General features: G+C 57.8%; 13 protein-coding genes. 12 read left to right on the top strand and 1 reads right to left on the bottom strand.

Annotated features, from left to right (window positions below; all coding sequences use genetic code 11):
- Positions 1-10: 10 nt before the first annotated feature.
- Positions 11-1402 (bottom strand): ATP-dependent RNA helicase DbpA, encoded by a 1392-nt coding sequence (dbpA, locus tag H7850_RS06000; RefSeq protein WP_227368619.1) that lies wholly within the window; start codon positions 1400-1402, stop codon positions 11-13.
- 97 nt (positions 1403-1499) lie between these two features.
- Between dbpA and H7850_RS05995 the strand changes: the two genes are divergently transcribed.
- The 12 genes from H7850_RS05995 to H7850_RS05940 all read left to right on the top strand — a co-directional run bounded on the left by H7850_RS05995 (position 1500) and on the right by H7850_RS05940 (position 15019).
- Entirely contained in the window at positions 1500-1988 is a 489-nt protein-coding gene (locus H7850_RS05995; protein WP_227368618.1) for an NYN domain-containing protein, read from the top strand.
- A 389-nt stretch (positions 1989-2377) separates the two neighbouring features.
- On the top strand, positions 2378-3583 hold the full coding sequence (locus H7850_RS05990) for a thiamine pyrophosphate-dependent dehydrogenase E1 component subunit alpha (RefSeq protein ID WP_227368617.1): 1206 nt from the start codon (positions 2378-2380) through the stop codon (positions 3581-3583).
- Positions 3576-4553: an alpha-ketoacid dehydrogenase subunit beta gene (locus H7850_RS05985; protein WP_227368616.1), complete on the top strand. Its 978-nt coding sequence runs from the start codon at positions 3576-3578 to the stop codon at positions 4551-4553. Before H7850_RS05990 ends, H7850_RS05985 begins: the two co-directional genes overlap by 8 nt.
- Before the next feature lie 25 nt (positions 4554-4578).
- The gene (locus H7850_RS05980; RefSeq protein ID WP_227368615.1) at positions 4579-5901 is read left to right on the top strand and encodes a 2-oxo acid dehydrogenase subunit E2; all 1323 of its coding nucleotides are present in this window, start codon (positions 4579-4581) and stop codon (positions 5899-5901) included.
- A 9-nt stretch (positions 5902-5910) separates the two neighbouring features.
- Positions 5911-7764: a protein kinase domain-containing protein gene (locus tag H7850_RS05975; RefSeq protein WP_227368614.1), complete on the top strand. Its 1854-nt coding sequence runs from the start codon at positions 5911-5913 to the stop codon at positions 7762-7764.
- 158 nt (positions 7765-7922) lie between these two features.
- Complete coding sequence (gene thpD / locus H7850_RS05970; protein WP_227368613.1) at positions 7923-8834, top strand: ectoine hydroxylase; 912 nt, start codon at positions 7923-7925, stop codon at positions 8832-8834.
- Between the two features lie 162 nt (positions 8835-8996).
- Positions 8997-10586, top strand: a complete 1590-nt coding sequence (locus tag H7850_RS05965) for an ABC-F family ATPase (protein WP_227368612.1) — start codon at positions 8997-8999, stop codon at positions 10584-10586.
- Positions 10587-10686: 100 nt separating this feature from the next.
- Positions 10687-11277, top strand: a complete 591-nt coding sequence (locus H7850_RS05960) for a DUF4202 domain-containing protein (protein ID WP_227368611.1) — start codon at positions 10687-10689, stop codon at positions 11275-11277.
- A 226-nt stretch (positions 11278-11503) separates the two neighbouring features.
- Positions 11504-11968 (top strand): hypothetical protein, encoded by a 465-nt coding sequence (locus H7850_RS05955; protein ID WP_227368610.1) that lies wholly within the window; start codon positions 11504-11506, stop codon positions 11966-11968.
- 163 nt (positions 11969-12131) lie between these two features.
- The gene (locus tag H7850_RS05950) at positions 12132-13685 is read left to right on the top strand and encodes a M14 family zinc carboxypeptidase (RefSeq protein WP_227368609.1); all 1554 of its coding nucleotides are present in this window, start codon (positions 12132-12134) and stop codon (positions 13683-13685) included.
- Between the two features lie 145 nt (positions 13686-13830).
- Positions 13831-14094, top strand: a complete 264-nt coding sequence (locus H7850_RS05945) for a DUF6506 family protein (RefSeq protein ID WP_227368608.1) — start codon at positions 13831-13833, stop codon at positions 14092-14094.
- A gap of 133 nt (positions 14095-14227) precedes the next feature.
- Positions 14228-15019 carry a FadR/GntR family transcriptional regulator gene (locus H7850_RS05940; protein WP_227368607.1) on the top strand — a complete coding sequence of 264 codons (792 nt, stop codon included), beginning with the start codon at positions 14228-14230 and terminating at the stop codon, positions 15017-15019.
- The last annotated feature ends 4 nt before the right edge of the window (positions 15020-15023 follow it).

Below are 15023 nucleotides of genomic sequence, written 5' to 3'. Positions count from 1 at the left end.
TCTTGATGTCTCAGCGCAGCAGCCGCGCGCGAAAGCGCTTGCCCTTGATGCGGCCTTCCTGAATCTGTTTCAGCGCTTGCTTGGCCACCTTGTTGTGGACTGCCACATAGGTGGCGGTATCGAATACATCGATCTTGCCGATCTGTTCCTGGGTCAGTGCGCCGCCGCGTGTCAGAGCGCCGACCACATCCCCCGGTCGTAGCTTCTGCTTGCGCCCGCCATCGATATCCAGGGTAACCATCGGCGCGTACTGCTTGAGATCATTCGCGCGCAATGTGCTTTCAAGGGCTTCTGGTGGGCCGTCCACGAGAGCGCTGCCCTGATAGGTCTCGATGCGCTCGCGGCGATGGGTTTCCTGGGGGGTGAAAAGCGACAGCGCTAAACCGCTTTCCCCGGCACGGCCGGTGCGGCCGATGCGATGCAGATGAATCTCCGCATCCGGGGTCGGGTCCACGCTGATCACTGCGTCAAGCCCTGCCACGTCCAGTCCGCGAGAGGCGACGTCCGTGGCCACCAGCAGATTGACGCTGCGATTGGAAAAGCGCACTAACACCTGATCCCGCTGGCGCTGCTCTAGATCGCCATGCAGCGCCAGGGCGCTGAACCCTTGCGTATTCAGATGTGCCGCCAGCGCATCACAGTCGCGCTTTGTATTGCAGAACAGCAGTGCGGATTCAGGCCTATAGTGCAGTAGTAGCGCGATGGCCGCGTCGAACTTGTCTGGCCTCTCCACGGTGAAAGCCAGCTGCTGAATCGACTCATGAGCGACAGGGCTATCGACGGTGATACGTTGAGGCTGGTGCTGAATCGCCGCGCTCAGTGTCTCGATATCCTCGGGAAAGGTCGCCGAGAACAATAATGTCTGACGACGTTCCGGCAGTCCTGCGACGATACGTTCCAGCGTCTCGCGAAAGCCCATGTCGAGCATGCGATCGGCTTCATCAAGAACCAGTTGGTTGACGCTGTCGAGAGTAAGCGAGCCTTTGCGCAGATGATCGTCGATGCGCCCGGGTGTGCCCACCAGGATATGGGCGCCATGGGCCAGGGAAGCAAGCTGTGGGCCGATGGGTGTGCCGCCACAGAGAGTGAGAATCTTGACGTTGGGCAGGGCGCGGGCAAGAGCCCGCAGTGCTTTTGCGACCTGATCCGCAAGCTCCCGAGTAGGGCACAGTACCAAGGCTTGCACATCGCTGCGATCCACTTCCAGGTTTTGCAACAGACCCAGGCCGAAGGCGGCGGTCTTGCCGCTGCCGGTGCGCGCCTGAGCGATCAGGTCGTCGCCCGCCAGCAGCGGTGGCAGGCTGGCCGCCTGAATGGGTGTCATATACTCGTAGCCGAGAATGTCCAGCGCCTTAAGAAGTTCAGACTGCAGGGCAAGGTTGGAGAAGGGCTGATCAGTCATCGGGTATACTCGGAGGTCATCAAGGCGGGTGCACAACGGGCCGCCATGATAGCAGCAATGGCCGAGTACCGGTGCGAGACCGACGAAAGAGGATGTCATGAGCGGAGAAAAAGTCGCGATTCTGGTGGATGTGCAAAATGTCTACTACACGACGAGACAGGCCTTTGGTCGGCACTTCGACTATAACGCCTTCTGGGCCCGGGCTACGGCGGAGCGCGAGGTGGTCGCGGCCATCGCTTATGCTGTGAATCGCGGCGACGAGAAGCAGCGTCAATTCCAGAATATCCTGCGGGGCATCGGCTTCGAGGTGAAGTTGAAGCCCTATATTCAACGTCGGGACGGCTCCGCCAAGGGCGATTGGGACGTGGGGATCGCCCTTGATGCCATCGAACTCGCCGAACGGGTCGACAGGCTCATTCTCGTCTCCGGCGACGGGGATTTCGATCTGCTGCTTCAGCGCATACGGCAACGCTTCGATACCGCCTCTGAAGTGTATGGCGTGGCTAAGCTGACCGCGGAATCCCTGGTGCGCTCAGCCTCCCGCTTTATCGCCATCGAAGATGCCTTGCTATTGCCGCGTCCATGACGTGCGTATCCACTACTGAAGCGCGACCTAGGCTATGCCTGAAAAGTGCCTGCGCTCGCCCATACAGCGTTAAAAACCGACTCAAAGTACTCATTTACACTGCGTAAACTCCGTCTTTTCGTCGATTTTTGCCTTGTCTGGCCATCGCTCGTCGACTTTTCAGGCATAGCCTAGACTAACGTTGCATTCCCGCCTGCTGACAATCCCGCCTTTATTCCTCTATCTTACGTTAACGTCAACTGTATATTGTCATGCCGCCATTACCCCCCGGCGACAACACTGACTACAGTATGGTTAGGAATTGCTGAATGAGTTGACGAATACGCAGGCCCACAAGGCCACGTACTTCCTCGACCCCCACCCCGGGAAGAGAACAAGGAAGCGCAACCATGAGTACAACGAACAAGGCGACCATCGTTCACACCCCGAGCTTCATGGACGGTGACGAATTTCGCGTTCCCGTCTTCAAACTGCTCAAGCAGGACGGCACCGCCTACAAGAATGCCAAGCTCCCGGATCTCGATCGCGACAAGGCGCTGCGAATCTATCGCGCCATGCTATTCACTCGGGTGCTCGACGAGCGCATGCTGGCCGCCCAGCGCCAGGGGAGGCTAAGTTTCTACATGCAGTGTACCGGCGAGGAAGCCTCGATCGTCGGCAGCACGGCGGCGCTTGCAGACGAAGATATGATCATGGCCCAGTACCGGGAGCAGGGGGCACTTGCCTATCGCGGTTTCGAGGTCGATGAGTTCATGAACCAGCTGTTCGGCAACGACCGCGACTATGGCAAGGGGCGTCAGATGCCGGTGCACTACGGCTCCGAAAAGCTGCACTACATGACCATCTCATCGCCGCTGGCGACCCAGATTCCCCAGGCTACCGGCTATGCCTACGGCCAAAAAATGGCCGGGCAGGGGCATTGCACGGTCACTATCTTCGGTGAAGGCGCGGCCTCGGAAGGCGATTTTCACGCGGCGCTCAACATGGCCTCGGTGCATCAGGTGCCGGTGATCTTCCTGTGTCGCAACAACGGTTATGCTATTTCCACCCCCGCACACGAGCAGTTCTCCGCAGACGGCATCGCCCCGCGAGCCTTTGGCTATCACATGAAGGTGATTCGGGTCGATGGCAACGACATCCTGGCGGTCTATCAGGCCACCGCCAAGGCCCGGGAGTGGGCAGTGGAGAACAACAAGCCGGTGCTGATCGAGGCGATGACCTATCGCCTGGCGGCCCACTCCTCCTCGGATGACCCGTCCGGTTATCGTAGCAAGAAAGAGGAAGAGAACTGGCGGGACAAGGACCCGGTACGCCGCATGCGACTGTGGCTCGAAAGCAAGGGCTGGTGGAGCGAGGAAGAAGAGAAACAGGAGCAGGAAACCTGCCGTCGGGAGGTTCTGGAGGCCTTGAAGCGCGCCGAGAAGCGGCCGCCACCGGATTTGGATACTCTGATCACTGACGTTTACGAGACCACGACCCCGCAGCTCATCGAACAGCTCGAACAGCTCAAGTCGCATATTCGCAAGTATCCCGAGGCCTACCCAAAGGGTGTTAAATCGCTGAATGCAGCCAAGGAGGGTGGTGAGAATGCCTGAAATGAACATGCTCAAGGCCATCAATAACGCTCTCGATACCGCTATGGCCGCGGACGACAAGGTGATCTGCTTCGGCGAGGACGTGGGCGTATTCGGCGGCGTGTTTCGTGCTACCAGCAACTTGCAGGAAAAGTACGGCCGCGCGCGCTGTTTCAATACCCCCCTGGTGGAACAAGGCATCATCGGCTTCGCCAACGGTTTGGCAGCCCAGGGGTCCAAACCGGTAGCGGAGATCCAGTTCGCCGATTACATCTTTCCGGCCTTCGATCAGATCATCAACGAGTCCGCCAAATTCCGCTACCGCTCCGGCAATCTGTTCAACGTCGGTGGGCTGACCATCCGCACCCCCTATGGCGGCGGTATTTCCGGTGGGCTTTATCATTCCCAGTCCCCGGAGGCTTATTTCGCCCATACCCCAGGCTTGAAGGTCGTTGTGCCGCGCAACCCCCATCAAGCCAAGGGGCTTCTGCTGGCCTCGATTCGCGACCCCGATCCGGTGCTGTTCTTCGAGCCCAAGCGGCTCTATCGCGCCTCGGTAGGCGAGGTGCCGGAGGAGGACTACCAGCTACCCTTGGGCAAGGCGGAGATACTCAAGGAAGGCGACGGCATTACCCTGCTGGCCTGGGGCGCCCAGATGGAGATGGTCGACAAGGCCGCGGAGCTTGCCGAGAAAGAAGGCATATCCTGCGAGATCATCGACCTGCGCACCATCGTACCCTGGGACGTGGAGACGGTCGTCGAGTCGGTATTCAAGACCGGGCGACTACTGGTGACTCATGAGGCGCCCTTGACCGGCGGTTTTGCCGGGGAAATCGCCGCCACCATCCAGCAGCGCTGCTTTCTTTATCTGGAATCCCCCATCGCCCGGGTGACCGGTCTGGATACGCCTTTTCCATTGACCCTGGAGAAGGAGTACATGCCGGATCATCTGAAGATTTTCGAGGCGATCAAGCAGAGCATCGATTACTAGCCGATTCCAGGTTGAGGAGAACAGCATGAGTGATTTTATTCTGCCGGATATCGGTGAAGGCATTGTCGAATGCGAACTGGTCAAGTGGCTGATCAGCGAGGGCGACGAGATCGAGGAAGATCAGCCGATAGTCGAGGTCATGACCGACAAGGCATTGGTGGAAATCACCGCACCGGAAGCCGGTCGTGTGACCCGGTTGTATTACAAGGAGCAGGAAAGCGCCAAGGTACATGCGCCGTTATTTGCCTACACACCGTTGAGCCAGGCGAATGGCACTCCCGAACAGGCGAGCGAGTCGGTCGAGGGCAATGCAAACGATCAACAAGAGAACGATCGTCAGGAAAACGAGGCAGCTCCAGCGCCTGCCAAGGCGTCGCCACTTGCTGTGGCCAAATCGGACTCAACCTCGGGTGTGGGCCCTTACGGGCGTATCCCGGCCAGCCCGGCAGTGCGACGGCTGGTGCGGGAGTTAGGCGTACAGCTCGCACACGTACCCGGCTCCGGCAAGGACGGTCGGGTGCTCAAGGAAGACATTCTCGCCTTCGAGAAAGATGGCGAAACGCAGCAGGGTGGCAAGGACTCCGAGGCCGCAGATTCTGCCGCAAAAGCCGAGACTTCCAAGAAGCGCCAAGAGACTAGCGGTGAGGTTCGCGTCGAGCCGATCAAGGGCATGCAGGCGGTGATGGCTAGGCGTATGGTCGAGTCCGCGACGACCATTCCGCATTTCAGCTATGGCGACGAGATCGACGTCACGGAATTGCTGATGCTGCGTGGGCATTTGAAAATCGAGGCCGAGAAGCAGGGCACCCGCCTGACCCTGATGGCGCTGATCATGAAGGCCATGGCGCTGGCGGTGCAGAAGTATCCCATTCTCAATAGCCGAATAAGCGAGGATGGTAAGGAGATCATTTACCAGCCTCACTGCAACATCGGCATGGCGGTGGATAGCAAAGCAGGGCTGATCGTGCCCAACATCAAACAGGTCGAGCGGTTGAGCATTCTTGAGATTGCCGCAGAAGTGGAGCGTCTGACTCAAGCAGCCCGGGACGGGCGCGTCAGCCAGGCGGATCTCAAGAACGGCACCATCAGCATCTCCAATATTGGCGCCCTGGGCGGCACCTATGCCGCGCCGATCATCAACGTGCCGGAAGTCGCCATCGTCGCCCTGGGGCGCACCCAGCAGTTGCCGCGTTTCGATGAAACTGGCAATGTCGTCTCGCGTTCGATCATGACGATTACCTGGTCAGGGGATCACCGCATCATTGACGGGGGCACCATCGCGCGCTTCTGTAATCTGTGGAAGGCGTATCTGCAGGGGCCACAGAGCATGTTGTTGAAGATGCATTAGGCATTCGCCATGACCCAGGACGCGCTGCAGCAGTTCTACATTCCCGAAGAGCAGTCCATCTACCTGCTCAGCCACGACGATGCCAAGAAACTTCGGGACTGGGTAGCGCTGTGCCAGGCCCAGCTCGAGCAGCTTGGGTACCAGCGTATCGAACTGATCGGCAAGGGCGCCTACGGCTTCGTGTTCGCTGGGTTGGCTAGTCAGGAGAACGCCCCGGATGCGGAGTACGTGTTCAAGTTCACTCGGATCACCCTGCCAGAGTCGTTGCAGGATCGCCTCGAGGAGGAGGCGTTCATGCTTGATCAGGTGGATCACCCACAGGTACCAAAACTGATTGCCTTTCAGCGTATCCGCAAGCAGTCGATCCTGGTGATGGAGCGTGCTCCGGGCATCAATCTCGAAGAGTATTCGTTGCGTCATGGCCGGCTTGCGCCGCGTCTGGTGGTCAAGCTGGCGGCCCAGCTCGCCGACATGCTGCGTGCCCTTCGGCGTGAGTCCGGCCCCGTCGGCAAGCCCATCGTGCATGGCGATATCAAGCCCTCCAATCTGGTGTTCGATCCGGATAATGAGCGGGTGGCCCTGATCGACTGGGGTTCCTCGGTATTCGCCCAGCTCGACGCCAATCAGCAGTTCGTCGCCACCAGCGTCATGGAGTTGATGTCCGATAACCTGCAGCAGACCAATGCGCGCCTGGGGGATGTCTACTTCATCGGCGAGGAGCAGTTGAATGGGGCGCTGTCGTCGCCGCGTTTCGATGAGCAGGGAGTCGCCGGTACGCTCTACGCCCTGGCCTCGGCACAATCCTGCCGGTTCGGGCATCGCGCCATCGCCGCCACGTCACTGGGATTGCCCATGGAGTTCGCCCGCATGCTCGATGGCATGCTCGATCCCGATCCGCAAACCCGGGCCCGGGCAGGCGACTATTTTCTTGAGCACATGTCGCGCATGGCCCGTACGGTGATGGTGGATCTACCGGAAAAGGCCGAAACCGCCGCGGTGCCGGTCTGGGTGCGACCCAGCCAGAAGGAAATCGATACCGTGGTCTATAGCTCGCGCAAGTCGTTTCTGCGCGAAGAGGACGGTCGAGACGCCCTGAACGATGTCAACGACGTGCAGCTCGATCGCTATTACAAGAATTTCATGCAGGGCATGGGGGAGACGGAAAAGGCTTTCCTCGCCGCTGTAAGCCGGCTGGGAAAATATCCGGTAGTAGGCGGGCTTGCAGTACGCTGGGAAATCGACGCTGTCTACATCGACAGCGTACTCAACCTGCACGATCTCGAACGCAAGACTGCTTTCGTGGCAGCGGTCAACAATATGGTCAACCTGGCCCGGGCGATCTATCGTCGCGGCGTGTTCAAGAGCTGCCTGTTCAATGCCCGGGATACGCTGCACATCGACCGGCAGGGTACTGATGAGCCTTTCGTACCCGAATTAGGCATGACGTTGCCCTATGAGGTGAGTGCCGCGCCGGAGCTGGAGGATCAGACTCGGGTGCACTCCTATTTCGAGGACGGCCCGGATCCGGAGGAGTTCTTGCAGCTGCCTGAGGAAATCATTCGCCATCTCGAGAATCTCAATGCCATTCATCATACCGGGCTGATCATCTTCGAGGCGCTGCCCACGCACCTCAAGATTCACAGCTACTATCGCCTGCTGGACCCGGAGCGGGAGCGCGAGTTCCAAGACTGTCTGAATGCCATACTGAAAGCGGTGCCGTTGATTCGCGGCCTGGGGATTTCCGGCTACATGAAGATGCCCTTCAAGGATACCAAGACGTTTACCCATATCGAACGCCTACCCGAGCGTTACTACCCAAAGGATCCTCGTGCCGCACTGGGTACGGTTGCGGTCTGCCGCTGATTGATTTAACCCTTGATAAATACAATTGCGACATCATCGCATAGGGTGGCCGTTTAACGTGCTTTACGTCTATAAAGTGGCCTGAACTTTCCGAGAAGCTCTCTAGAAGCCTTCTGGGAAAGTCGTTTTAAAGAACAGACTGAATGGAGAGGTTTGCCATGCAGAATGCTCAAGATCTTTTTCCGACCCGGCTGGAACGAAAACAGGGTATGTTCGAGCGCATCGATCCGGTGGTGCACAGCGAGGGTGATCAGCGCAGCAACGGTCCCCTGAGCGAAAAGGAAGTTGATGAATTCGACAGGAAAGGGTTTCTTTCTTTCGAAAATTTCTTCGACAAGGCGGAAATGGACGCCTTTATCCAGGAACTGCGTGATTACGAAGAAGACGAGGATCTGAAGCTTTCCGAGGGTACTATTTTAGAGCCCGGCAACCAGGAAATACGCTCGATCTTCGGTATTCATGAGGTATCCGAGCGCTTTAGCCGTTTGACCCGGGACCCGCGCCTGCTGGCGATGGTCCAGCAGTTGCTGGGTAGCGATGTCTACATCCACCAGTCCCGCATCAACTACAAGCCCGGTTTCAAGGGCAAGGGTTTCGATTGGCATTCCGACTTCGAGACCTGGCATAGCGAAGACGGTATGCCGCGCATGCGCGCCTTGAGCTGCTCGCTCATTCTTACCGAGAATGGCGAGTTCAACGGCCCGTTGATGCTGATTCCCGGCTCCCACCAGCATTTCGTGCCCTGTGTCGGCCGTACGCCCACGGACAACTACAAGGAGTCGTTGAAGAGTCAAGACGTCGGCGTGCCGGACGCCGCCAGCCTCAAGAAACTGATGCTCGAAGGCGAGATCGAGGCGCCCAAGGGTCAGGCTGGCTCCTTGATCATGTTCGAGTGCAATACCATGCACGGCTCCAACATCAACATGTCCTGCTGGCCGAGAAGCAATCTGTTCTTCGTCTACAACAGCGTCGAGAACACCCTGCACGACCCCTACTGCGGCAACAAGCCAAGGCCCGAATTCTTGGCCAACCGTAAGGACTGGGCGCCGCTGAAACCAGTGAACGAGTAAGACATAGTGGTTTCGACGCGCTCCTGAATATAAAAGGCACCAGACGGTGCCTTTTGCGTGTCTACAGGGTGAAGCCCAAGCACTGAAGCGATACAATCACGCCCTTTTCACGCTCGAGCGCTGCCTCAAACCCTGACTCGAGCCCTTTCGATTGGACCTTTCGTGATCGCAACCGCCAATATCACCATGCAGTTCGGGGCCAAGCCCCTGTTCGAGGATGTCTCGGTCAAATTCAACAACGGTAATCGCTACGGCCTGATCGGGGCCAACGGCAGCGGCAAGTCCACCTTCATGAAAATCCTCGGCGGCGATCTCGATCCCTCCGCCGGGCAGGTGATGCTCGAGCCGGGTACGCGGCTCGGTAAGCTGCGTCAGGATCAATTTGCCTTCGAGCAGTATCGCGTCATCGATACCGTGATCATGGGCAATACCGAGCTATGGCGGGTAGCGGCGGAGCGAGAGCGTATCTATTCCCAGGTCGAGATGAGCGAAGAGGACGGCATGCGGGTCGCGGATCTGGAAGTCCAGTTTGCGGAGCTCGACGGCTATACCGCCGAGGCGCGAGCCGGTGAACTGTTGCTGGGGCTGGGCATTCCCGAAGCGCAGCACATTGGCCCCATGAGCGAGGTCTCGCCGGGCTGGAAACTGCGGGTGTTGCTGGCCCAGGCGCTGTTTTCCGATCCGGATGTGCTGTTGCTGGATGAACCCACTAACCATCTGGACATCAACACCATACGCTGGTTAGAAGAAGTACTTACCGCCCGCAACAGCACCATGGTGATCATTTCTCACGATCGTCATTTCCTCAACAGCGTCTGCACCCATATGGCGGACCTGGATTACGGCGAGCTGCGCCTGTTCCCCGGCAATTACGATGAGTACATGACCGCGGCGACCCAGGCCCGGGAGCGTCTGCATGCGGACAACGCCAAGAAGAAGGCCGAAATCGCCGAGCTCCAGGCTTTCGTCAGCCGTTTCTCCGCCAATGCCTCCAAGGCCAAGCAGGCCACCTCCCGCCAGCGCAAGATGGACAAGATCAAGCTCGATGAGGTCAAGCCGTCGAGCCGGGTCAGTCCGTTCATTCGCTTCGAACAGAAGCGTAAGATTCATCGCGGCGCGGTCAACATTGAGGCACTGAGCAAGGGTTTTGACGACGCGTTGCTGTTCGAGCGTCTGGGGCTGCAGATCGAGGCCGGCGAACGCGTGGCTATCATTGGTCCCAACGGTGTCGGCAAGACCACGCTGCTGCGCTGCCTGGTGGAAGAGCTAGCACCGGATGCCGGCGTTGTGAAATGGACCGACAGCGCCGAGCTTGGCTATTTCGCTCAGGATCATGCCGCCGACTTCGCTAACGATGCTTCTCTCTACGAATGGATGGCCCAATGGACCGATGGCGGCGAGCAGACGATTCGCGGCGCCCTGGGGCGCATGCTGTTCTCAAACGATGATATCGGCAAGTCCGTAAAGGTGATCTCCGGTGGCGAGCAGGGGCGTATGCTGTTCGGCAAGCTGGCGCTGCAAAAACCTAACGTGCTGCTCATGGATGAGCCCACCAACCACTTGGATATGGAGTCCATCGAAGCCCTCAACCTGGCTCTCGAGCACTATCCCGGGACGCTCATCTTTGTTAGCCACGATCGCGAGTTCGTGTCGTCCCTGGCGACCCGCATCCTGGATATGAGCGGCGAGAAAGTGATCGACTTCAGCGGCAGTTATGATGAGTATTTGCGCAGCCAAGGCGTGTTCGGTTGAGAGATAAATGCCTGCGCGAGCCCAGCTTTCTATTCAATAATTTTCGATTACAGGTCTATTCTATTCTGATAGGAAAGCACTGATTTAATAGGAGCCCATCATGACTGAGCCAAGCGCACGCTTCGATACCGCTCTTCGGCAACTGGATGCCTTGCATGCCGAGGATCCTCGCCGGGAGCTGGCCGATGGTCAGGAGGTGCCCCAGGAGTTGCTCTACGCCGAGCGCATGAGCGCCTGGCTTGCCCAGGTGGACCCCGATGCCTCGGAAGCGCTGCGGCTGGCGGTGCGTGCCCAGCATCTGCAGCGTTGGCGCGTTCCAAGAAGCGATTATCCTCAGGATCGCCCGGGCTATTTGACCTGGCGCCGGGACCTGGGGCGTATCCAGGCCGAACAGGCCGCTAGGGTTCTGGGTGAGGTAGGTTATGAAGCCGAGTTTTGCGAGCGGGTCGCCCAGATGATCCGCAAGGAGAAGCTGCGTCACGATGCCGACACACAAGCCATGGAAGACACCGCTTGTCTGGTGTTTCTCGAGCACTACTTTGCGGACTTTTCCAGTGAGCATGATGAAGAGAAGTTGATTCGTATTCTGCGCAAGACCTGGCACAAGATGTCACCGCGCGGCCACGAACTTGTCGCCACCATTCCCATGACACCCGATGCGCAGCGTCTGGTACAGAAAGCGCTTGCGTGATGAGCTCATGCTGTCTACTGCTTAGGTTCAGTTTCTTGCTTGGCCAGGATGGCAGTCATGATCAATTAGAGTTACCAGACTACTGTTTATGGCTAAAGCCTGTTTTTAACTGATCAAGATCAATTTTTTGCCTCCCACTTGCTACCACACTGAAGATGTGCCTGATTCCAAGACTATCGACGCTGTGGCTTGGCTTATCTAACGCCTTTGCAAGGGGGAGGGGAATATGCAGCATGCAAAAGATACGAGTACTGCCAGTCTCATGCCCGAAGAGCTGTTCATCTTGGCTAATGCTCATGAAGGGCAAGAAGCCAGGCGTTATCGCCTGATGGCGCTGCGGTTTCAGCCGTTCAATACCGCCATCAGCAGTTTGATGGATACGCTGGTGTTCGAAAGCCAGCGTCGACTGGGCGAGCTGAAGAATGTCAACAAGCGTCTTTTCTTTGAACACTTGCCGGCTATCAAGACAGCCTGCAAGTTACCTACCCGGGCTCCCTTCTTTGTACTCGATGAGCAGACGGCCAACCAGGTGTTCAAGCGTATGCTCGGCGACGAACAGCATTCACGACGTCTTTATGAACAGTTGCTTGAGGCAAACGTTATTCCGGAGCTCACCACCTTGTTCAATACTTTCATCGACCAGAAGATTGCACAGCACCACGTACTTGAAGAAGCCTGGCAACGGCTTTGAACTGGAAGAGGTAATATTGGTGCCGAATGTTTCATAAAAAAGTAGACGAAAGGATGGCATGGCACCTCTAGTACGCTACCCTACTTGTCCTATGAGATATTTCATCATTTCGCCATATCGAATTTTGTGCGCGTCGCGCTTGATCAAACAAGGGTAGGTAAACATGGCTAGCCAATACACCGAACAGAAGATTCAGGCAGTTTATGCCGCCTATCTCGGGCAGCCTGCCGGTCCCGCAGCTCAAAAAGCGGGAGCGTATCTTCTTGAGGAGGATGTCTTCGATTTCGATGAGTTGTCGTCCGGGTTGTCTTACTACGAGGAGTTACGCTCGGGTGACGACAGGCCAAGCGATGAGGCATTCGTTACCACCCTTTATGACGAGCTGTTCGAACGTAAGCCCGATGAAGGGGGGTTGGCGTACTGGACCGAACAGCTGGGAAGCGGCGCGTTACAGCGCGATGAGCTGGTACCTACCATGCTGCGGGCGGCCGGGCCGACCGATCAGGAAGCAAGTTTTGCCAAGTTCTCCATCGCGGATTATTACGCGGATAACGTATCCCTGGGCGAGTTCGACAAGGATCAGCCGCTCACCCTGGACAACTTGCGTTCGAATGAGCAGCTTTACGCGGACCTGGAAACTCTCGATGAGCAGCGCGATACGCTGGATCTGGCGGTAGCGGGGGAGTCGGTGGAAGGGCGCCCGCTGTATCGCGCCGAAGTGGGGCAGGGTGACAAGACGCTCATGATCGTTTCCCAGCAGCATGGTGACGAACCCCTGGGAACCGAGGCGCTGGTCACGCTGCTCGATACCCTCAGTGCAGACACTGATTACGCCAGAAACCTGCGGGATGAAGTGACCGTGGTAGCGATGCCGCGAGTCAATCCGGACGGTTTTGCCCGTTGGGAACAACAGGCCGCCGGCGATCAGGACGTACTCGATCCGCGCCGCAACTCCGAGAATGTGGATCTCAACCGCAGCTACGATGCGACCGATCGTCCTGATCCAGAGACCATCCCCGAGGCGCTTGCAGTGCTCGAGGTAGTGGAGGAGTACAACCCGGATCTGTTCCTGGATTATCATCATCAGAACGATTACCTCGGTGAAGATGGCGAACTCGAGACCATGTCGGTGCAGTGGGCGACCAATCCCGGCGTGGACGCCCAGGTATCGGAAACCGGCCAGCGCGCGGCGGTGGCGATCGCCAACCAGCTCGAGGATTTCGATCACGCTGAGCTTTCTCTCTTCCCCGGCAGCGGCATCCCGTCCATCGCGCGTAACGGTCTGGCGCTGGAGGGTACGCCGACATTGCTGATCGAGCAGCGCGGCCTGCAGGAAATGGATCAGATCGCCCAGAATGGACTCGACACGGACTACAGCGCCCTGGCCAGTGCCCTCACCGCCGAAGGCTTGCTGAGTATGCTGGGCGTCATCGAGTCCTTGGCGGACGACTCTTTCGAGGATCTCGATCCGGCGCAGGCGTTGGCGATTCCCGAGCGCGGCGAGCGTATTCCTTTCGAGGAGATATATGCCACCGGTCAGCGAGATAGCCTGCTGTGGGCAAATGAAGGGCCGCTGGGCTCCGAACAACCCATGGATGCGGACACCGTACTGGCTCAGCTCGATTCGACGATCGTGAAGCAGAACGCCGGCAATGAAAACCTGTCTCTGGTGGGTATCCAAGATAGCCCTGAAACCCCGGATTACGCGATCGCTTGAACGAGGCGTCCCGGGTTTCCATGATTGAATATGGGGCCCGTGGCGTTGCTGCACCTAGTTTTGCCTAGGGAGGCGATAGCAAGCAAGCGCCGGCAATTCTGCACTATGCTGGATTCGATCATTCAATGCTTCAGGAGATTTCTTCATGGCGTCTACTCAACATGTTGCTTTCTTGATCATGGTGCCTGCATCCGGCAATACCTCATCGAGCAGTCAAAGCAGTGAGGGCTACCATTTGAGTCTCGTTACCTTGAGCGATATCGATACGGCCAAGCGCTTGACGCGAGACCTCGTCTCTCAAGGCGTCGACAGGATCGAGCTCAGTTCGAACTTTGACGAACAGGGGCTCAAGGCAGTACGCGAGGTGGCAGGCGATGATGTAGAAGTAGGGCTCGTGCGCTTCGATTAAGGGCTGTGGTTCAATTTATTCAGGCGTATAGGGAGCGCCTTTAGACTAAAGTCTAAAGGCGCTCCTTTTATTATTGTTCGAAGCTATGTCGGACATACTGAAATCCTGGTCCTACAAACGCGGGCACTATTCCATGAGTCACGCCGTTGGCAAGGGTCGCTCCAGGCGCCCGGACATTGCTGAATATCTGGCTGAAGCCATCTTCAGCGGTCGCTATGGGCCGGGAGACTACGTGCCTCGCGAGATCGACTTGTGCGATCAGTTCGGCGTCAGCCGCAGTACGGTGCGTAGTGCCCTGCAGCTGCTTGTGGCGGCAGGCTTGCTGAAACGTATCTCCGGTCAGGGCACTCGGGTACGTGAGCTTGCGGAATGGCATTTGCTCGACCCCCGGGTCAGTGCCTGGATGGCGCGCTTCGCTCAACCCAATCCCAGTATTCAACGCGAGATCTTCGCTTTTCGCGTCGCCGTGGAGCCTTTCGTTGCGCGCCTGGCCGCAGAACATGCCACCGCCGCCGATCTACTGGCGATCGAAACCGCCTACAGCGGCATGATCCATGCTCTTGAGCAGGATGACCTATGCTGGGAAGGGCGCACCCACAATGAATACGATGTCGACTTTCATGAAGCGATTTTCACGGCTTCTCACAATCTTGTGTGGGCGCAAATCAGCCACGTGCTGAAGCCTGCCATCGCGCTTTTAGTGGAAAAATCCAATCACAGTGCCGATGAACTCCAAGACAGTATGGAGCGTCATCGACGCGTCATGGAAGCCATACGCCTGCGCCAGCCACAACAGGCTGCCCAGGCGGCACTGGCGGTGCTGGATCGCACCGGCCGGGATCTGGGGCTTGAAGGGCTGCTTCCAGTGTTGCCTACCCTGGAACCCCAAACCGCAATGCATGAAGTTCAAACAACAGATGGTTAAGGAG

Origin of the sequence: Halomonas sp. M20, from assembly GCF_020622265.1 — a bacterium.
Lineage (GTDB): Bacteria > Pseudomonadota > Gammaproteobacteria > Pseudomonadales > Halomonadaceae > Modicisalibacter.
Note: the sequence above shows the minus strand (reverse complement) of the source record. Positions and strands in the feature narration are given on the sequence as shown.